This window comes from Bartonella sp. AA74HLJMH (assembly GCF_042197045.1).
Classification (GTDB): Bacteria; Pseudomonadota; Alphaproteobacteria; order Rhizobiales; family Rhizobiaceae; genus Bartonella.
This window is the reverse complement of the sequence record NZ_JBHIRJ010000003.1, coordinates 105,500-125,496: the sequence shown is the minus strand read 5'-3', so window position 1 is coordinate 125,496 and position 19,997 is coordinate 105,500. Positions and strand designations below refer to the sequence as shown.

The 19,997-nt window shown below is 36.9% G+C and carries 11 protein-coding genes; 4 read left to right on the top strand and 7 right to left on the bottom strand.

Annotation, left to right across the window (positions count from 1 at the left end; all coding sequences use genetic code 11):
- Nucleotides 1-7: 7 nt before the first annotated feature.
- Nucleotides 8-670 carry a nucleotide exchange factor GrpE gene (gene grpE, locus ACFINH_RS03200; protein ID WP_375611384.1) on the bottom strand — a complete coding sequence of 221 codons (663 nt, stop codon included), beginning with the start codon at nucleotides 668-670 and terminating at the stop codon, nucleotides 8-10.
- A gap of 124 nt (nucleotides 671-794) precedes the next feature.
- On the bottom strand, nucleotides 795-1,865 hold the full coding sequence (gene hrcA / locus ACFINH_RS03195; protein ID WP_273790224.1) for a heat-inducible transcriptional repressor HrcA: 1,071 nt from the start codon (nucleotides 1,863-1,865) through the stop codon (nucleotides 795-797).
- Between the two features lie 512 nt (nucleotides 1,866-2,377).
- Between hrcA and rdgB the strand changes: the two genes are divergently transcribed.
- The gene (gene rdgB / locus ACFINH_RS03190) at nucleotides 2,378-3,025 is read left to right on the top strand and encodes an RdgB/HAM1 family non-canonical purine NTP pyrophosphatase (RefSeq protein ID WP_375632136.1); all 648 of its coding nucleotides are present in this window, start codon (nucleotides 2,378-2,380) and stop codon (nucleotides 3,023-3,025) included.
- Nucleotides 3,022-4,221 (top strand): radical SAM family heme chaperone HemW, encoded by a 1,200-nt coding sequence (gene hemW / locus ACFINH_RS03185; protein WP_375612804.1) that lies wholly within the window; start codon nucleotides 3,022-3,024, stop codon nucleotides 4,219-4,221. The genes rdgB and hemW overlap by 4 nt, the downstream gene beginning before the upstream one ends.
- 1,597 nt (nucleotides 4,222-5,818) lie before the next feature.
- Here hemW and dapE read toward each other — a convergent pair.
- From dapE to ACFINH_RS03170, 3 genes are all read right to left on the bottom strand, one after another.
- Entirely contained in the window at nucleotides 5,819-6,991 is a 1,173-nt protein-coding gene (dapE, locus tag ACFINH_RS03180) for a succinyl-diaminopimelate desuccinylase (protein WP_375632135.1), read from the bottom strand.
- A gap of 222 nt (nucleotides 6,992-7,213) precedes the next feature.
- Nucleotides 7,214-7,960 (bottom strand): M48 family metallopeptidase, encoded by a 747-nt coding sequence (locus ACFINH_RS03175; RefSeq protein WP_375611379.1) that lies wholly within the window; start codon nucleotides 7,958-7,960, stop codon nucleotides 7,214-7,216.
- Nucleotides 7,961-7,991: 31 nt separating this feature from the next.
- The gene (locus ACFINH_RS03170; RefSeq protein WP_375632134.1) at nucleotides 7,992-8,771 is read right to left on the bottom strand and encodes an alpha/beta hydrolase; all 780 of its coding nucleotides are present in this window, start codon (nucleotides 8,769-8,771) and stop codon (nucleotides 7,992-7,994) included.
- A 196-nt stretch (nucleotides 8,772-8,967) separates the two neighbouring features.
- Here ACFINH_RS03170 and infC point away from each other — a divergent pair, with 196 nt between their 5' ends.
- Together infC and ACFINH_RS03160 are read left to right on the top strand one after the other, a co-directional pair.
- Nucleotides 8,968-9,486: a translation initiation factor IF-3 gene (gene infC, locus ACFINH_RS03165; protein WP_026500140.1), complete on the top strand. Its 519-nt coding sequence runs from the start codon at nucleotides 8,968-8,970 to the stop codon at nucleotides 9,484-9,486.
- Between the two features lie 592 nt (nucleotides 9,487-10,078).
- The gene (locus ACFINH_RS03160) at nucleotides 10,079-11,845 is read left to right on the top strand and encodes an ABC transporter ATP-binding protein (RefSeq protein ID WP_375622020.1); all 1,767 of its coding nucleotides are present in this window, start codon (nucleotides 10,079-10,081) and stop codon (nucleotides 11,843-11,845) included.
- 1,440 nt (nucleotides 11,846-13,285) lie between these two features.
- On the opposite strand, the gene ACFINH_RS03155 is transcribed toward ACFINH_RS03160, so the two are convergent.
- Both ACFINH_RS03155 and ACFINH_RS03150 read right to left on the bottom strand, forming a co-directional pair.
- Nucleotides 13,286-17,944 (bottom strand): translocation/assembly module TamB domain-containing protein, encoded by a 4,659-nt coding sequence (locus ACFINH_RS03155; RefSeq protein ID WP_375632133.1) that lies wholly within the window; start codon nucleotides 17,942-17,944, stop codon nucleotides 13,286-13,288.
- Nucleotides 17,944-19,908, bottom strand: coding sequence for an autotransporter assembly complex family protein (locus ACFINH_RS03150; protein WP_375632132.1), 1,965 nt, complete (start codon nucleotides 19,906-19,908; stop codon nucleotides 17,944-17,946). Before ACFINH_RS03150 ends, ACFINH_RS03155 begins: the two co-directional genes overlap by 1 nt.
- Nucleotides 19,909-19,997 lie beyond the last annotated feature (89 nt).

The window sequence follows — 19,997 nt, the reverse complement described above, 5'->3', positions numbered from 1 at the left end:
ATGTGTTTTAAGCCGAATCAGCTTCAACAGAAGCTTCTTTTGCTCCTCCTTTAGCTACACCCACTATAGCTGGACGTAGTACCCTTTCCCCGATAATATAACCTGCCTGAACCACTTGTTGAACAGTATTATCTGGAACATCAGCATTGGGAATTTCAAACATCGCTTGATGAAAGTGAGGATCAAATTTTTGCCCCTCTGGATGAATTTTTTGCACCCCATGACGTTCTAATGCTGCCATCATGGCACGTTCAGTCATTTCAACGCCTTCTGCCAATGATTTCAAACCAGCATCACTCTCCCGTGCACCTTCTGGAATAGCTTCCAAAGCACGATTGAGATTGTCAGAAACCGATAACATATCCCGTGCAAAATTAGCAATGGAATAAGCTCTTGCATCCGCCACATCTCGCATAGTACGGCGTCGAAGATTTTCCATATCTGCAACAAGACGTAAAAGCTGATCTTTCAGTTCTTTATTTTCATCCTGCAAAGACGCTAAAAGATCACTAACCTCATTGCTTTCTGTTTCAACGACTTCGTGTTCCTCTGTTTTATGTGTTTTTAAAAATTCATCGGCTGCCTGTTTAAGTGTATTACGATCAGCTGGATTTTTTAAATCACAATTTTCAAATGAAGCGTCAGTAAATTTGTTTTTTTCATCAGACATAAAAATTTTATTCCTTCATAAGATTCGTTATTCTCGATATCGAAATTCTACAGACAAAAATCAAGGGGTAGCAATGTATATAATACAATGAGCTTTTATAGTACAAATACTTACTTGCATCGTTTTAACGCAATAACTGTGACACAAGTTGAGCTGTATAATCAACCATGGGCACGATCCTTGCATAATTAAGCCGTGTAGGACCAATAACACCTAAAGCACCAATGACTCTTTGTTGTGAATCACGATAAGGTGCTACAACTAAAGAAGAACCAGAAAGAGAAAATAACTTATTTTCTGAACCAATAAAAATTCTAACCCCAGAACCTTCATCCGTTAAATCGAGAAGCTGTGCCATACTCTCGCGCGTTTCAAGATCATCAAACAAATGGCGTAACCGTTCTAAATCTTCTTCTGCTTTCACATCTTCAAGTAAATTGCTACGCCCGCGAACAATGAGGTGTATTTTATGATCAGCATCTTCTCCTCCCCAAAGAGCTAATCCCGTTTCAACAAGATGATGTGATAAATCATCAAGTGCCGCCCTTGTTTCTGCGCATAAGCGGGCAATTTCACCTTTAGCTTCACTCAATGTACGCCCTTGAATATGGGCATTGAGAAAATTCGTTGCTTCCGTCAATTGTGCATGGGTAACCCCTTCTGGTAAATGAACAATACGATTTTCAACTTCACCTTGTTGAGTCACCAAAACGGCAAGAGCGTGCTCCCTATCAAGGCGCACAAATTCAATATGTTTCAATGTTCCTTCTTGTTTTGTTGCTAAAACAAGCCCTGCCCCACGTGAAAGATCTGAAAGAACTCGGCTTGCTTGAACAAGAAAATGTTCAACCGATTGTGCATGACCAGCCTCTTTGACTTGCATTTCAATATTTTCTCGCTCTTCGTTTGGCAAATCACCCGCTTCCATAAATGCATCAACAAAAAAGCGTAAACCTGATTGTGTCGGCATTCGACCCGCAGAAACATGTGGTGCATAAATCAAACCGAGATGTTCAAGATCACTCATCACATTGCGAATCGTCGCAGGCGATAATGTCTGTTGTAAAAGCCGCGAAAGATTACGTGATCCTACAGGTTCACCATCATTAAGATAAGCTTCAACAATATGGCGAAAAATATCACGCGAACGTTCATCAAGATATTTTAGTTCATTATCAATAGTTTTGTGCTTCATCACAATTGTTTCACTACTTTTAAAATCCTCATCTCTTATATAAGTTTTGCCAAGGTTTGGTCAAATAGTCTAAAGTAGTATAAAAACATATTATCCTATTGAGCTGTAAAATACTACCTTTCAGAGTGATGCTTGATAAATTACGCAGGAAATATTTTTGTTAGAGTGTGTGAGAAATATTTAAGATTAAGAATTGATCTGTAAAGTGGTCTGCTGTAGGGACTTGTCAAGAGAATCTAGATTGATTAAAAACCGCTGTAAATAGAAAATTTCACCCTTTAGAGCAAGCAGAAAATTGGAAGTTTACCATAAAATGCTATCATAAAAAAGACATGTCTTTCCTATCTTTGCAAGGTTATCTTCGTGCAAGATAAAAAATTTTATTGGAATAAAATATCATAAAACGTGTAAAATAATCATATTATGTGAAATTAAGCAGAATGTGTGTGTATGAGCATTTAAACCGTTTTTAGCACAAAAATAATTCCCCTTTCATTTTTGGAGAAATCTATATGAGAAGCATAGCAGATAAAAAACTTGTCATTGCTACACATAACACCGGAAAATTGCATGAAATCACTACTTTAATTACGCCTTTCGGTTTAATAATACAATCGGCAAAAGAACTGGGCTTGCCAGAACCAAAAGAAACGGGAAAAACATTTGAAGAAAATGCTTATATTAAAGCTTTTTCAGCAGCAAAAAAAACAGGACTTCCTGCCCTCTCTGATGATTCAGGCTTAGAGGTAGATGCATTGGAGGGTGCGCCAGGCGTTTATACCGCTGATTGGGCAATTCAAGCCGATGGTACACGTAATTTTCCAAAAGCTATGAAAAAAATAGAAAATGAACTCCAAAAAGTCGGAGCACGAGAAAAAAGTCAACGGAAATGCCGTTTTATATCCGTCATTTGCATTGCATGGCCTGATGCTCATGCAGATTACTTCCGTGGATGCGTTGAAGGAACGTTCATTTGGCCTCCACGGGGAGATAAAGGCTTTGGTTTTGATCCTATTTTTTTACCCGATGGATATGAAAATACCTTTGGAGAAATGTCAACAGAGCAAAAACACAACTGGAAACGTAATGATCTTCCCCCTCTTTCACATCGCGCACGTGCTTTCAAACTTTTGGCAGAAAACCTTTTAGCATTCTCATGAATGAACCTTTTGGCATTTACATTCATTGGCCCTTTTGTGTAGCTAAATGTCCTTATTGTGACTTTAATTCGCATGTTCGCATCCATGGTGTTGATCAACCACGTTTTGTCACCGCCTTTAAGCGCGAAATAGAAACGCAATACCACAAAATAGGCCCACGCCATATTACAAGTATTTTTATTGGTGGAGGAACCCCCTCTCTTATGGAGCCACAGACTGTCGATGCCCTATTGCAAGCACTTGCAAAAAAATGGGTAGTCGATGATAAAGTTGAAATTACATTAGAAGCCAATCCATCCAGTGTGGAAGCAGAGCGCTTTCGTGGATACCGTGCGGCAGGTGTTAATCGCTTATCTCTAGGGATACAAGCGCTCAATGATAAAGCATTGCGCAAACTTGGCCGACTCCACAATGTGGAACAAGCTCTTTGCGCTATTACTTTAGCACGGCAAATTTTTCCACGTTTATCTTTTGATCTCATTTATGCCCGCCCCGAACAAACCCTTGAACAATGGAAATCTGAACTTGTACAAGCAATTGATTTAGCAGCGGACCATCTTTCTCTTTATCAATTGACAATCGAAGAAGGAACTGCCTTTAAACGGCTTCATGATGCAGGAAGACTTATCCTTCCCCCATCAGAGCTAGCAGCAGATCTGTATCATCTTACTCAAGAAATAACGGCACTACATGGACTTCCTGCCTATGAAATCTCAAACCATGCAATGCCCGGTGCCGAATCAGCACACAATCTTCTTTATTGGCGTTATCACCAATATGCAGGCTTTGGTCCAGGAGCACATGGACGTTTCATTGAGCATACACCGAATCATTCCTCTTTCTGTTCAAAAACATTGTCATCACACCTTGAAAACCGCGAACGTTATGTCACAATAAATGAAAAGCATCCCGAACAGTGGCTTAATTTGGTAGAAACAACAGGACATGGCTGTATTGAAACAGAACATTTAACCACTGAACAACAGGCAAATGAAATGCTCCTTATGGGATTACGCCTTTGCGAAGGCTTAGAACTTATACGCTATGAAACCTTAAGCCCTAAACGCATTCCAATGGAAAAACTGATCGATTTACAACACCAAGAATTGATAGAAATGGTGGATAACCAACGCTTAAAAGCAACAACCAAAGGACGTATTGTTCTTGATCACATCATCAGCCAACTCGCAAACTAAAGTTTTTATAACAACATACTTATTTTAATCATAATTATCATTTTTCACAGCAAAGGTGAGATTAGAATATCGTGAGATTCTCTCATTTCAAAACTATTTATAGCAAGTTAGTTACCGCCATTTGCTTACACCTTAAAAAGGGAGAAGCATGTGGATAAAAACTATAAAAAAGGAGTAAAAAGGCCTCTGATGAACACTCTTAAATGCTAAAAGCTATTGCAATATTTTGAGCTAGAAAATGTATGGTGCTCTAACTTTATTTTTCATAAACATAAAGATGAGGAGGCATTATAGATTTTATATTACAACATTCATAAGCACCGTAGTAGCACAAATGTGATAAACATTGAGAAAATTTCTTTAAAACAAGTATGTGAATGCATAATACGATAATGTATTGTTCTTTATGAAATCGTGGCACCATTTAAAGAACCAGAGAAATAAGCATGAAGCCATGCATCAGTCTCTGATTATTAAAAAAGATATTACTCTAGTTACTTTTGAAAACCGTAAAGCCGAATAAAAAAAAGTAAAAAAGCACGCTGATTTTCACCTTTATACCTTTTATATTTTCCCTCAATCAGGTTGTGGTTGTATGTCTGTTTCAGAGATTATAAAAAATAGATATACACAATGCTTTTATCCCATTTTGGCATATAAAAGCTGTTGTCGCAAAAAATACTGAACCAATATTTATTTGAGATACGCGGCTGTATGATCGGTATTAATTTATAGGTAACAGCAACATCATGAGCTTTACTAAACAAATAATGCGCTCAAATGGCAAATATACTAAATATGAATCGGTATTGCTTTGTTAGCGAGCGAAACGATGTTAATCTCATATGATCTTACTTGTATGCGTATATGCTTATAAGTGTCTGTACCCGTCCTTTAAAGTTATTTAATTAAAAATTGAGAATAATACTAGGATAATCTTTGGTTAAAGAAATCAACCTGCTGCTACAAAAAATTCTGTGTATCTTTATCATAACCAAGATTAAAGCTGATTAAATAAGCTCACCTTCTATCTCGTAATGATTTGCAACGGAAGTTCTTGGGGACAAAAAAGCAGAGCAAAATATATGAAATAAAACAAACTTAAAGCGCTTTTCCTATAGGCTTTATTCTAAGAGAGTCTAATTGGAACAAGAAGTACCTTTTATGCGAGTGCAGAAAACATATAAAAACATGAGCTGTGAATGAGCGCATTTATGTTGTACGAACTTTTTACAATAGCAGCATGTTTTTGTGTGTCTTCATGGCTTCAACCTGTCACTACACAATGATGATATAATATTCATTGTTTTCCATATATGATTGCACCGCCTTTCTACACCTTAAAGAACGAATACTTTCAATCCAATATGGTCTAAACAGTTCTGCTTCTTCAAGCAGGTCTCTTTTGGCTTTTCAATTATGTAATTCACTTAACTTAAAGACTCTACAGGCAAGAATCCCAACTTAAGAATATTCATTACTTACTCTAAGACTACTTAATATATTAAGTTTTACGAGTCTCGTATCACCACACCATAAATGGCAATATCTTATGGCACAACAAGATAAAGGTATTTTTGAACCAGCAACCTTTTCTTTATGCAAAAAATTCAATAATAAAACGCTCATAAATAGTAGTAAGTGTTTCCATTGCATCAAGGGCTATACACTCATCTACCATATGCATCGTTTGCCCTGGTAAGCCAAATTCAACCACTGGGCAATAATCCTTAATAAATCGCGCATCTGAAGTACCACCAGAAGTGGAACATTCTGGTATATTCCCTGTTACACTTTTAATAGCATTGGATAAAGTTTGAATGAGTTTATCATTTTTGGTCAAAAAAACATCTCCTAAACTTGGAATCCATTCAAGCTGATAAGAGGGATATTGGTCACCATTGTTTTTTGATTGCACCAAAGCAAGACGCTTTTCAATTTCCTTCATCAGTGTTTCTTTTGTCCACAGATCATTGTAGCGTATATTAAAATGAACTGTTGTCTGCGCTGGGATAACATTGACCGCTAAATTACCGGTATCGATGCTTGTTAGCTCTAAATTACTGGGTTGAAAATTTTCTGTCCCTTTATCTAAAACGGTTTGTGTCAATGCTTGAATAAGCTTACTTGCCAAAGGCAAGGGATTGGCAGCCCTCTCTGGAAAAGCAACATGACCTTGACGACCCTTCACGGTAATGACACCAGAAATCGATCCGCGGCGACCAATTTTGATAATATCACCAACAGTCTTTACGCTTGTTGGTTCTCCCACAAGAGCCGCAGTCCATTTTTCGCCTTTTTTTTCTGCCCATTTGAGAAGTTTTACCGTACCATTAACAGCAGGCCCCTCTTCGTCACCAGTAATTAAAAGGCTTACCCTTCCTTTAATGGGTCGTTTCTCAAGAACTCGCGCTAGAGCCGCAATAAAACAAGCGATACCACCCTTCATATCAACAGCACCCCGCCCATATAATTTCCCCTGATCTATAACAGCTTCAAAAGGTGGGTAAGTCCAATCTTCCAATGCACCTGGCGGTACGACATCCGTATGACCCGCAAACATAAGATGGGGTCCTTCACTCCCCATTTTTGCATAAAGATTTTCAACATTATCTGTATTTTTATCCGTAAAAACAGGGCGATCGACGTGAAATCCCATTTTTTTCAAAAATTGTTCCAAAGTTGATAAAGCCCCTGCTTCCTGAGGTGTAACAGAAGGACAACGAATAAGTGCCTGTAATAGCTGAAGTGGATCTGTAAGAACAGACATAAAAAACCTTCCCATTTTTTTATAAGTCATCGGAACTTAGGGTTATTACGCTGAATTACAAAAAAGATAAAGCAAAACATTGAAGACACTCAGCAAACCAAGCAGGGGAGAACAATCGTGCTGAGAGCTTCAATGGCTTCCTCATTATACATGAGCAAGCACACACTCAACAAAACACTCAACAAAAAGTTCCGTTAAATATTGCCTTCATTTGAAAGTTTTTTACGCCTCTAAATTATATGAATCAAAATTAATTGCATGCAGTCTAGGAGCATTTTCTTTCAACCAAGCACGATATGTTTTACTATCAGGACATAGCTCTTCACAAAGAGCCCAAAATCTTGGCCCATGATTCATTTCAACAAGATGAGCAACTTCATGGGCAACAACATACTCAACAACTTCTTTTGGTGCCATAATAAGGCGCCAAGAAAAAGAAAGACGCTTATCGATTGAACAAGAGCCCCAACGACTTCTCGTATCTTTATAACAAATGGATTTGACTTTACGCTCTACCTGATGAGCATAATGTGCCACCAAAGGCGTTATAATAAGCGCCGCTTGTTTTTTCAAAACGTCAGCAATGCGTCTTGGGAGATATTCTAATTGACCATAAACAATAATTTCAGGCCCTTGCTCCGCATCTGCTGTAATGATTTCTGTTACCCCACGTCCCTCTCTATGCTTTATGGTATGAGAAACACCCAATAAGGGAATTGTCGCCCCCTCTTTGAGATAAGCATTTTTATGAGAGATTTGTACATGAGCAAGACGTGCCTCAATCCAAGATCGATGCTTTTCAATAAAATTTTCAACCGCATAGAGATTTATTGCTGGTGGTGTTGTTACACAAATCTCCTGACTTCTGGCATCAATACGTAAGGTAAGACGGCGCGCATACTTATTTTCCCGCACCCGTACAGGTACAGAGCGCTCAGAAAAAATAAAATGCTGTTTAGAAATGCTCATATATTTTTATCTTCATCAATAAATGTACCCCTTACTTTGCATTAATCTGATTAATAAAAGATCTCAATACTGTTTCAAGGCAACCTAAATCTTGTGGACGAGAAAAGCGATGATCCGCATCACGAACAAGTGTCAATGTTACATCATGGAGAGGTAAATGATCAAGTAAAGTCAATGTATGCTGATAGGGGATATCTTCATCTTCCATCCCTTGTAGAATATGGACTGGACATCCAACATCAATGCATCCTTTCATAACACAATTTTCGCGCCCATCTTCAATCAATGTTTTTGTAAAGGGCATTGGCTCTGTATCATCAACTGCAGGTCGTTCAATATAGCCTTTCTCCTCCAAAATCTTCCATTCTTCTGGGCCTAATTTTGGTTCCACCAATGTTTGTGTAAAATCAGGTGCTGGAGCAATCAATATCATGCCAGCAAGCTTCTTATTTTTCTGTGCTAGTATCATTGCAAGCCTTAGCGCAATCCACCCCCCCATAGAGGAACCAATCAAAATTTGTGGACCCTCACAATAGGTTTCAAAAGTCGCTAAACTTTCCTTAACCCAACGCGAAATTGTTCCTTGAAAAAAATCACCTTCAGATTCTCCATGTCCAGAATAATCAAAACGTAAACAAGACAAATCATTCTTCTGAGCAAACTGATCAACTAACGTTGCCTTACTTCCTAACATATCGGATTGATAGCCAGGAAGCCAAACCAAACCTGGAGATTGGCGCCCCTTGCGATAGCGTACTGCAAGTGCGGTGTTCTCAAATGAAAAAAACTGACAAGGAATATTTTGATCCATGATTTTTTATCCTCTATAAAACAATTTCTGTAAATTAAGAGAAAAACTTTTATAATCTAAATCATTCCAAAAAGTAATAAATCAAATAATGAAAATAACACGAATTATAGTTGTTTTTAGGTACATAATTGTATATTAAATTAACTGTAGTTGAATCAAAATTTAAGGAGCATAAACCATTCGTAAACCGTTTAAAATGACACCTACCCAAAAAGACGGACCACGTTCAAATCAGGATATTCGGGTACCTCATGTTCAGCTTATCAATGATGAGGGACAACATCAGGGAGTTGTTGCGATACAAGAAGCTCTTGCTATGGCTGCAGATGCGGGACTTGATTTGGTTGAAATTGTACCAAATGCGGAGCCACCTGTATGTAAAATCATCGATTTGGGAAAATTAAAATATCAAACCCAAAAAAAAGCTGCTGAAACACGTAAGAAGCAAAAAGTCATCGAAATCAAAGAGATTAAGATGCGCCCAAATGTTGATGTCCATGATTATGGAGTTAAACTCAAGGCTGTTCATCGCTTTATTGATCATGGTGATAAAGTAAAGATTACTTTGCGTTTTCGTGGTCGTGAGATGGCTCACCAAGATCTTGGATTAAAGCTTCTTCAGCGTGTGAAAGAAGATACAAGTGAAATTGCCAAAATCGAATTGGAGCCAAAGCTTGAAGGCCGGCAAATGATGATGGTGATAGCACCTAAATAGTTTTGCATTGGAATAATATTCGCATGCAACGCATCAAAATGATGTGTATAGTATTATTTAGAAGCACCACATAGAATTTTTGTGGTGCTTTTAAGGTTTTATAAATGTGTATAAATCCTTTTAATAGTGCTTTCTCGATTTATAAGGAGAATTCGTTATTTTATATATTAAATGAGAGAACCCAAACATCTTAAGATCTTCTCGTTTCAAGCTCTTTCTATATGAATCCAACAAAATAATTCTGTTTGCACATCACAAACAGAGATAATGCATACATAAAATTATTAAAAAAAGCAGAAATGCCTTTTGTGAACCATTTCAAGTGCCAAAGGCTATTACAATATGGAAATTAGTAAATAATAATGATGGGACTCGCCCGTACTTTTTATTTAACTAAAGATAGTGATAAACAACACCTTTTCGTTCTACCTTTCACAGAGATTTTGCACTGTATTTCTTTACGCTCGCCGTCGTGAAATTGATGGATGAACCTTGAAAGAAAAGGCTATTTTTGTACAAAAGATTAATGGATTTTTTTAATTAAGAGTGCTTCAATCTTGCATAAAACAACAAGAAAATATAGAAGCACTTTATGGACAAAAAACAAATTTCCTCTTTTGATAAACATCTTATTATCCGTCTTTTGCGAGAAAATTTTCATAAACATGCGCGTTGGTACAGTGCGGCTATTTTCTCAATGATCATCATTTCTGGTACAACTGCAACGAGTGCATGGATGATGCGTGATGTTGTTAATCAGATTATTGATGCGCAAAATTTTCCTATGATCGTTTTAATTTCTAGCATCATTGCTTTTATCTTTATTCTCAAAGGAGTTGCAACTTTTTCCCAAACTTATTTTCTAAACAAAGCCGGAAATAGTATCATTGCTGAACAACAACGCAAAATTTTTGCCCGACTTATGGAACAAGGAGTCTCTTTTTATCATAATAACACTTCATCTGATCTTCTTGTTCGCGTAACCCACAATGCTACAGCTGTACGTAATATCATTGATACTATTATCACAACTTTTGTACGTGATTTGCTTTCCGTTAGTGGTTTGTTGCTTGTCATGTTTATTCAAAACTTTATATTAGTTTCCATTACTTTAATCATAGGACCACTAGCTTTTTTAGGCGTTCGAATGGCTTTAAAACGCGTTCGCCGCCTTATGGAAAAAGAGCTCCTTTCACTTGGTGAAATTATAAAAATCGTACAGGAAACTGCTGTTGGCATTCGAGTCATTAAGGCTTTTTCACTAGAAGAAGTCATGAAGAAAAGAATGGATAAAGCTATTTGTGATGTTGAAAAACAAACAAATAATATTGCAACACTCGAAGCTATTACAAATCCGATTATGGAAACACTCACAGGTGTTGCCATTGCTGGTATTATCTGTTTTTCCGGTTACCTTGCAACCCAACGCGCAGGTGTTCAAGGTGAATTTATGTCTTTTATTGTTGCTTTACTTTTAGCTTATGAGCCCGCAAAAAGACTAGCAAATGTACGTGTAAAAATTGAATCTGGATTGGTCAATATCCGCACGATGTTTGAAATACTCGACCATCCTCTTACAGTTATAGAACATAAAGAAGCTAAAGATCTGAATAAAACGCAAGGAGCTATTCGCTTCGAACACGTTTCTTTTGCATACACTGAGAACAAAATGGTATTGAAAGACATCAACCTAGAAATAGAAGCTGGGAAAATGACAGCATTGGTGGGACCATCAGGTTCGGGAAAGTCTACCTTTATTAACCTTATTATGCGACTCTATGATCCCACAAAAGGACGCATATTAATTAATGATCAAGACATCCGCTACACAACATTTCGCTCTCTGAGAAACCTGATGGCCTATGTAGGACAGGATACTTTTCTCTTTCAAGGAACTGTTAAATATAATATCGGTCTTGGAAAAGAAGGGGCTAGTGATGACGAAATTATCGAAGCAGCAAAAGCAGCAAATGCTCATGACTTTATTATGCGTTTGCCAAATGGTTATGATACACAGATAGGTGATAATGGCTGTAATCTTTCAGGGGGGCAAAAACAACGACTCGCTATCGCTAGAGCAATGATTCACGATAGTGAAATTCTGATTCTTGATGAAGCAACAAGTGCGCTCGATTCACACACCGAAGCACAAATTAATGAAGCCATTCACCACCTTACTAAAGGACGCACAACAATCATTATTGCTCATCGCCTTTCAACGATTGCTCGTGCTCATAAAATTGTGGTCATACAAAATGGACAACTGATTGAACAAGGTACTCAAAAAGAATTGCTAGCAAAAGAACATGGGTTTTATAAAAAACTTCATAATATCCAGTTCAAAAAACATACCCCCTAATTTCTAGATCCTTAAATAAGATTTGAAATAAAAAATGGATAGAAGGTAATGCTCCATTTATAAAAAAAGACTTGTTATCAAGAAAAAGCATTACTTCAATCAAGAATTGGTAAAGAATTTATGGTTTATTGAAAATAAAATTCTTGGATTTAGATGAAAACTTTACTCGTTGTTTTGTTGAATGCAAAAGATAAGATGTAATTTGCTTATTGCAAATTTTCTTTATATTTATGATGAATCAATCAAAAGCGCTTGTTGTACGTCATAAGAGATATTGGTATATGCATAAAAACTCTTAAGATAAGCAATAAAAATACCTCTACACTTTCAAGTGAAAAGATTGTCAGCAACATGAGAAGCTGGAAAATAGAATGATAATGCCGGCTTATAGCTTTAGTAAATACTTATACCTTTATTAATAACGGTAGTGTAGATTTTATACCATTCATAAGAGATACTTTATACCATTTCACAAGCAATCTTATGAAATAGACTCAAGCGCACACTGAGAAATGTTCCTTTAAAACAAGTACATAAACTTGCAACACAATAATGTTATATTTTGGAGTATTCTGTTTGGGGAGCTATTCGTTATAAGAAAAGTGATCTTATTCCAGACACAATAAACAAAAATCTAAAATAATAGGTAATTTTTATTATTAAAAAATATTGCTTTAAATGCGTTTGACAATAAAATCGATATCTTATGATATTCTCCGCTTAACGCTTTTGTTTATCACGTTCTTTAATGGAATCATGTCTTTCACATAAAAACAGAATGCCATTGTGTTGCAAATTCACGTACTTGTTTTAAAGAGACCTCTCTCAAAGTCTTCCCTAAGCCCATTCGCAATAACATTCGTGAATTGTATAACGATAAATCCATTAAGCTGCCCTATCTTTACGCTTATGGAGTAACAAGCCGGCACCACTCACACTATTCTGCCAGTCCCTAATGTTGCGACAGCTCTTAGCTCTCGAGATGATTCATAAGAGGCATTTTTAGTTATTTCTTAATAGTTTTATCCACACAGGATTCTCCGCTTGTAGCATACAAGCCGAATGATTTTGATTGATTCAATACGAAAGAGATTCGTACGATATTCAAAGTTCTAATTCAAGTTGAATAACAATAAATTATCTTTATAAATCAATATATTGCACACACTCCATTCTTTAGGCAACAGCACGATATGGGCTTGAAAACAAGGTAAGGTATTTCTCTAAAATAAATATATAGCAGCAAAATAACATACTATCTTTCGTGAAGATTTTGTCCCTTTAGAGAATAGCATAACAAAAATCGAATATTTCAGATATATCTCTTCACGCCTCAACAAAAAGCTTCTTCTTTTATAGGATTTCTAGTCTATGCCTCCTTCCTCAGATTTAGAAATGAGAGACAAAAAACGAAGAAATTGTTTTTTTAAAATTCAATCTTTAATAATCTCTTTCATAAAAGAGACCTATACTAGAATTTTGTTCATTTCCTATGGCACCTTTAGCTTTGAGATGACGCGAAATATCTAAATTAATTGTCCCTTTCGTCGTTCCATCAGACCCTGCTTCAAAACCCAAATAAATATTATTGTGTATGTAGCGTCCAATACGTAAGCCTGTATTCCCCTTCTCATTAACGATAACATCAAGATCATCAAGTCCAATTTTAGTTCGTAAAGTATTCAACAAAGATGTATTAGAACTACCTGCAAGATCAGCCGCTGCTGCTGCAAGTTGAGCAATCTGAAATGGTGATAATTCATTAAGAGAGCGATTAAAAATCAAACGCGCCAAAATCTCATCCTGAGGCAAATTTGGTTGTGATGAAAAATTAATATCAAGATTATCAACCGTCCCACTTACAGTTACAGTGACACGAATATCACCACTGTTATTGTTGGTTACAAAATAAACCGTAGGATTAAGATTACCACTAAAACTCGCTTGTCCTTGATCAAAATTAAGACGTTGTGACAGAATATCAAAACGTCCACGAATCATTCTAAATTCACCAACTGGATGCACATCATTCAATGGACCTGCTAGATTAATGCGTCCTCCCAGTTCAGCATCTAAGCCTTTTCCGCGTACAAAAAATTGATTGCGTGCTGTAATACGCATGTTTGATAGCACGACAGATGAAGATTCTTGTGTAACTATACGGCTTTTGCTTTTGTTCGTGTTCTTAACATCAGCACGTTCAAGTGTTGTTTGAATCGATTTAGTTAAATTCTTATTTCTAACATCAAGAAACTTGGCACTTTTAAAATGATCAGGAACAAAAACTTCAGCTTTTTCAACGATGATATCACCACCAAGAACAAGACTATTTAAAAAATGACCTGTCATTGTCATCTCACCTGATAATGTTGCCAGAATCATAGAACCATCATTATAATTGGCATTATCAAGATGAAATATCAAATCTGTCTCTAGACCATTAGAGATACGACCTGAAGCAGAAACTCCTCCCCCCTCAAACGAAGAAGCTGAAGCTTTTTCTATAAGGATATGATCACCTTTCAATTTGCCTTCAATCGTTATATTATTCAATCCTACATTTGTTTGTGAATCAAAAAAGCTACCGTCGCCTATAGAAATATTTCCTATCAATTGTGGCTTTGATAATGACCCATTAAGAGCTGTATCAATTCTTGCTGTACCCGTTATATGTGCACCACGCTTGGCTAATAAGAGATTAACAAAATCAAGAGGCATTATCCCTTTAACGTTTAATTTTGCCTCTGAACCATTAAGAGATACAGGCCCATGGATGGAAAGATCTAATCCTTTATCTCCAGTAGCTATCATATTTTCAATATGAAATGTCGATTTTTTATAAGAACCACGAGCATTTATATTGATTGACATCGGTCCTTTATGCGTCATAGCGGTTAAATTTTGACTAGAAAGCTCAAAATGAGCAGATGGATCCTTCATTGTTCCACCAATATCAACTTTACCTATCACTGTCCCATCAAGCGCTTGTCCTGCAATAAAACCATTCGCCAAACGTGCAGATAAATTTTGCAAATTAATATGAAGATCAAGCGCATTTTTCTCTAGAGATACACGCCCCTGAGCTTGTGCTTGTACTCCTTCTCCTGTTAAATTTGCATTCAAAGTAAGATTTTGATCTACAGTATTTCCCGTAGCAGAAAGAGAAAAAGGCATAATTTTTTTATCTTGAAAAGCAACAGTTGTCAGTCCCTCACCTTTTATATCGTAAGTTATATCAGGTTTTTTTAAATGACCACGAATCATAACCTGCCCTGTTACACTCCCTGCTGCTCCAAGATCGGATTTCCACAGATTGACTAAAGCAGCAGGAAGCGCATTCATTGTAAGTTGTAAATTCAGGGTATCTTGAATATTTCCTGCTAAAATGATGTTGCCTCCATTTATTGCAATTCCTAATTCATTGATTGTCATTCCATCTTTATCAAAAGAAATTATAGATGGCTTCGGCAATGTTGCATGAAAAGTATGTTGTTTTAAGTCCACAGCTTCAATTTGCACTTCTCGTTTTATACTTTCTGGAAGTTCCTCAACCATTAAACGACCAGAAAGCCGTGCATTGAGAGTATCATGCAACATCGCCTGGACAGTAAAAACCGTTTGTCCATTATTCCTATCAGCGTGAGCATTTAAACGATTGACCATTACCAAAGGTGTTTGAATATGTTCTGCATTGATAACTCCTTCAAACTGAGTCATGCCAAAAGGATCGAATATGTCAGCATCTATTGCCAATTTTTTTATTTTATTCTTGGAAAAATTCAAATGGTTAACATGCGCCTTCACATTGGTTTTTTGTCTGCCATTTTGTTCATCAAAAATAAAATCTCCTTTTACTTTTCCACTACCATCCTGCAAAAATAACGCTGAAAGTACGGAAATATCATCGGCATCAATATGCAGCGCTCCTTTCAAAAAACCGCCAAGTTGTTGAGAAAGATCACCCGTTATTTTTGCACTTCCCCCTCTAATATCGATATTTTCAAGTTTTCGAATTTTATGAGAATCTTCAAAAGAGGCCGATAAATGCAAAGTTTTTTTAGCAAAAACCCCTTCACCTTTTACCGCCCCCGTTAAAGAAGTAACTGGTGCTGTATTATCTACAAATGCATCTATATTAAGTGTTGTGTTTTGAAGTTTCTTCCCTACAATTAATGCTTCATCAATATGGGCACGTGTATTTAGTTTTATATGGCTATTGCGCCCTCTCGCCGTACTTTGAATTGTAAGCGCACCGCTTATCTTTGGATCTAATTTGGACAAATCAGATATTTGAGCAGATAGATCCATTTTAGCGCTTTCATCTGAAAAATAACCATTAGCCTCTATGTTTGTATATTGATTTTTCAAATTAAAATGACGTAAAGTGAAGCCCATTGTATTTCGAGCAGCGCCACCTGAAAGAGTAGTATTTCCTTTGAATAAACGATCAAAAGACTGCATGCCTATTTTCATATCGTCAGCCATTCCTGATAATTTTAGATCAAAAATACCACTCAATAAACTGATCGTTCCTTTGGCTTTAATATCTGCACTACCAGAAAGTGATTGTTTACTGAACACTTCCAAAGGAGTTAATGTTTGAGCTTTTAAACCGAGATCGCCTTTAAAAACAAAATTCTCCATTGTCCCTTTTAACCAAGAAGAAAAACCCTGAGCCGTAACACTCAGATCATGAATCAAAATTGGTTTGTTCGAAACAATATCCGTATCTAAATGCACATGAACCGCTTGGCTTAAATTTTCTACTAACACTCCCTTAATCTTTTTAACCCCTTGAAGCGTCCCTTTAACCTGAACACCAACATGACGAGAAGCTGCATTATCAAGATTTTCGCTTACTCCTCCCATATCAAAAATTGCATCGCGAATATAAATATTTTTATTGCTTAAATGATTTACAACCAACCGCCCATTCCAAGATTGTTGACCTTCGCGACCATAGTCAATGTTCAAAGCAAGAGTATTCGCAGGTTTTGGCACTTCTGATATAGGTAAATGAATAGACTCCTTTTCGTTATCAAGAGCCATTTTGCCATCAACAAAAAGCCGTCGCAAGAATCCATCGGCGGTTATTTCAGCATTGGCTATAACATTCATTGCTTTGTTCTGAATAACCATCTGATCAAGGTGTGTCACACCTTCTTTTGTTCTTCTTGCCTTTGCTTTTAATGTTATATCAGATTCGAAGAGACTACGATATTGAACAGGTATTAAAGGGCTCAGTGTTCCCTCTAATTTCGTAGAAAAACTCTGTCCTTCTGGAACACTTTCAAGAATAACATTACCATCTAAAATAGAATGATGATCGGACTCTAAAGAAAGTTTGATAACCAAATCATCAAAAGTACCATCACCTTTCACGACGAGACTTAATGCTGGACGTTGTTCAATGTTAAAAATATTCGCCAAAATACCATTTTGTGGTTCGTTAGCAGAAATATCAATTTGAGCTGTACGATTACTATCAGATATCTTGGTGAGAACAGAAAAAGAACCCGGTGCATCTAAACGATGCGCCGCTATATCGACATCAAAATTACCACCAGCCAAGGTGAAATTGCCTTTTAAGGACATATCAGCAGAAAAACCAAAAAGATTCTGTTCAAATGTCACATGTTGAGCTGTAAGCGTATTGATAGAAAGAGCAAGCGGCAATTTTGGTAAAGAGAATTTACCAGTCTCAAGGGAAGAAACAAAAGAAGAATTGCCTTGCGGTTTGCGTAAAAATGTAACCTGTTCTGCCGAAAGCTGGTTAATATCCATCCGCCCTCTCAGCAACGCTAGACGATTCCAATCCATTTTAGCATTGGTAATTTTAAGCCAAACTCCTTTTTTATCACTGACAGTAATAGTATCAATTGATGTTTGAGAAGACAGTGTCCCTTGCATATTGTGTAAACGAACTTGACGATTAGGCGCTGAAAGCTTTCGTTCAATTAAAGAAACAAACCATGAGCGATCATCTGTTTTCATTTCGCTAGAGGGAAGAATGTCTCCTCTTTGCGCAAAAACAAAACCACCCACCCCAAAAAACAAAAATACAAAGAAGAAAGCTGATAAACGTACACCTTTTTTCATTAAAATGCTTGCCCTATACCCACATAAAAACCAATGCGAGGGTCACCCTTCTCTCTCTTTAAAGGAAAGGCTAAATCAACGCGTAAAGGACCAAGACCCGTCATATAACGACCTCCTATACCGGCTCCCCATTTAATTTTTTGAGAAAAATCAAAATTTGCTTTTTCCCCTACTAAACCTCCATCAAGAAAACTGACAAACCCTATTTTATCATTTAAAGAAACACGCAATTCTGCTGACCCCTCAATAAGCGCCCGTCCACCAACAACCCCATCATTTTCTGTTTTGATACCAATATTACGGTAAGCATAACCACGAACAGAGCCCCCACCACCAGCAAAAAAAAGCGTATTTGCGGGTACTTGTGCTGTATCATTCCCAAGAATTGTACCAAGCTTCGCCCGCGCAGCAACAACAAAACGATCCCCTTCATCCAACGCCCAATAAGAACGACCTTCTGCTGTTACTTTTGCAACAAAGTTGCTAAAACGCATCTCATAAAAAGGCTCAATGAAAACTTCACCATATAAACCTTTTGTTGCATTAAACTTATTATTACGACTATCGTAAATCAAGCCGCTAGGGAAACCGATTGTTGTAAAATTACGGCTCCCAAAATAGATATCACGTGAATAACCATTTGAAACTTCTACAGCAGCCTGTCCCGATAGATTACCATTAAAAATATGCGTAATACCTAATTTTCCTTTGATGGCTTTTGTCGTATAATTTTCTAAAACATCTTGTTGTATTTTTAATTCTGACCTGAGATCTGTATCTGGCGTGAGTACACCAGGCTTTACAAATGTACCACCGAAAAGATAATCAAAATTTTTAAAATTATATGATTGCTTTTTATTGCTACCAACACCACTTATTTTTGTTTCAATTTTAAGAGTCTCTGCATGACCAAAAAGATTGTTATGCATCCAATAAGTCTCAAAACCAGCACCGTCTAAAGTTGAATAGCTACCGCCTACACCAAAACGACGCGGTTTACGTTCTTGTACAACAAGTGCAAGCGGTAAACTACCATCTAGATTAATAGTATCAGCCTCACGTATATTGATAGCACGAAAAACACCAAGGCGCGCAAGACGTTCATTTGCCTTAGCTAACGCATCAGAATCGTATATCTGCCCTGGTTTCAATCCGGTCATCCACGCGATATAAGCTGAATCTACACGTGGTTTCTTACTTATATTACGCACACTTAAAGGACCATAATGAGCCTTTTGTCCAGGACCAACAACAATCCGTCCTTCAACACGCAATGTAGCATGATCAGCCACGACTTCACTCTTCATAATTTTAGCTTTAGCATAACCTTGTTGCCGCCATCCTTCTATCGCCCATTTTTCTGCTTTCAAAATGGTTTCAGATTTAGCAATAGCCCCAACTTTATAGCCCAATTCTTCAATTGTGGGCATTTTATGCGCTTTACGTTTTTCAAACGGAGCTACTTTATCAATATTGGCAATACTAAAAACATATTGTGGACCAGCATTAATTGTAATAACGATATTCGATTGTGCTGGAAGTTGAGTTACCGGACTTAAATCAGCGACTTCTAAGCCATTAATTTTAATACTAATAACACCACCATAGCGTCCATCAGCATAAAGAGCAGAAAGAATTGCTCGATAATCTGAACGCGCCTTGGCGAGCAAACCAGAAGAACTGGCGGATGCTTTCTCTTTATCAGCAACAAGAGAAGAAACAGATTTAACTATTTTTATACCTTCTAATGGTGCACCTGGCGGTGCAACAACATCAACTTTATAAAATTTCTCTGTACTTTTGGTATAATGTGAAGAAGAATTTGTTTTCTTTTGACCAAAAAAAGGGATGCCGAAAAAATCAAATGCAGCAAGTGGCTGTGGAAAAGAAAAAGTAAAACACAAGCCTATAAATACACAGCGCACAGTCCCTGATTTTAACAAAATTCTTGTCTGGTATACCATAAAATCAGATACCTTATAATACACTTTGCATCTACTACGCTTTAAATAATATAAAAATAAGAAAGGTAAATATAATTACTTTGCACATT

Coding starts and splice junctions, on each gene's coding strand:
- grpE (WP_375611384.1), bottom strand. CDS start 670: ATGTCTGATGAAAAAAACAAATTTACTGACGCTTCATTTGAAAATTGT.
- hrcA (WP_273790224.1), bottom strand. CDS start 1,865: ATGAAGCACAAAACTATTGATAATGAACTAAAATATCTTGATGAACGT.
- rdgB (WP_375632136.1), top strand. CDS start 2,378: ATGAGAAGCATAGCAGATAAAAAACTTGTCATTGCTACACATAACACC.
- hemW (WP_375612804.1), top strand. CDS start 3,022: ATGAATGAACCTTTTGGCATTTACATTCATTGGCCCTTTTGTGTAGCT.
- dapE (WP_375632135.1), bottom strand. CDS start 6,991: ATGTCTGTTCTTACAGATCCACTTCAGCTATTACAGGCACTTATTCGT.
- ACFINH_RS03175 (WP_375611379.1), bottom strand. CDS start 7,960: ATGAGCATTTCTAAACAGCATTTTATTTTTTCTGAGCGCTCTGTACCT.
- ACFINH_RS03170 (WP_375632134.1), bottom strand. CDS start 8,771: ATGGATCAAAATATTCCTTGTCAGTTTTTTTCATTTGAGAACACCGCA.
- infC (WP_026500140.1), top strand. CDS start 8,968: ATGACACCTACCCAAAAAGACGGACCACGTTCAAATCAGGATATTCGG.
- ACFINH_RS03160 (WP_375622020.1), top strand. CDS start 10,079: ATGGACAAAAAACAAATTTCCTCTTTTGATAAACATCTTATTATCCGT.
- ACFINH_RS03155 (WP_375632133.1), bottom strand. CDS start 17,944: ATGAAAAAAGGTGTACGTTTATCAGCTTTCTTCTTTGTATTTTTGTTT.
- ACFINH_RS03150 (WP_375632132.1), bottom strand. CDS start 19,908: ATGGTATACCAGACAAGAATTTTGTTAAAATCAGGGACTGTGCGCTGT.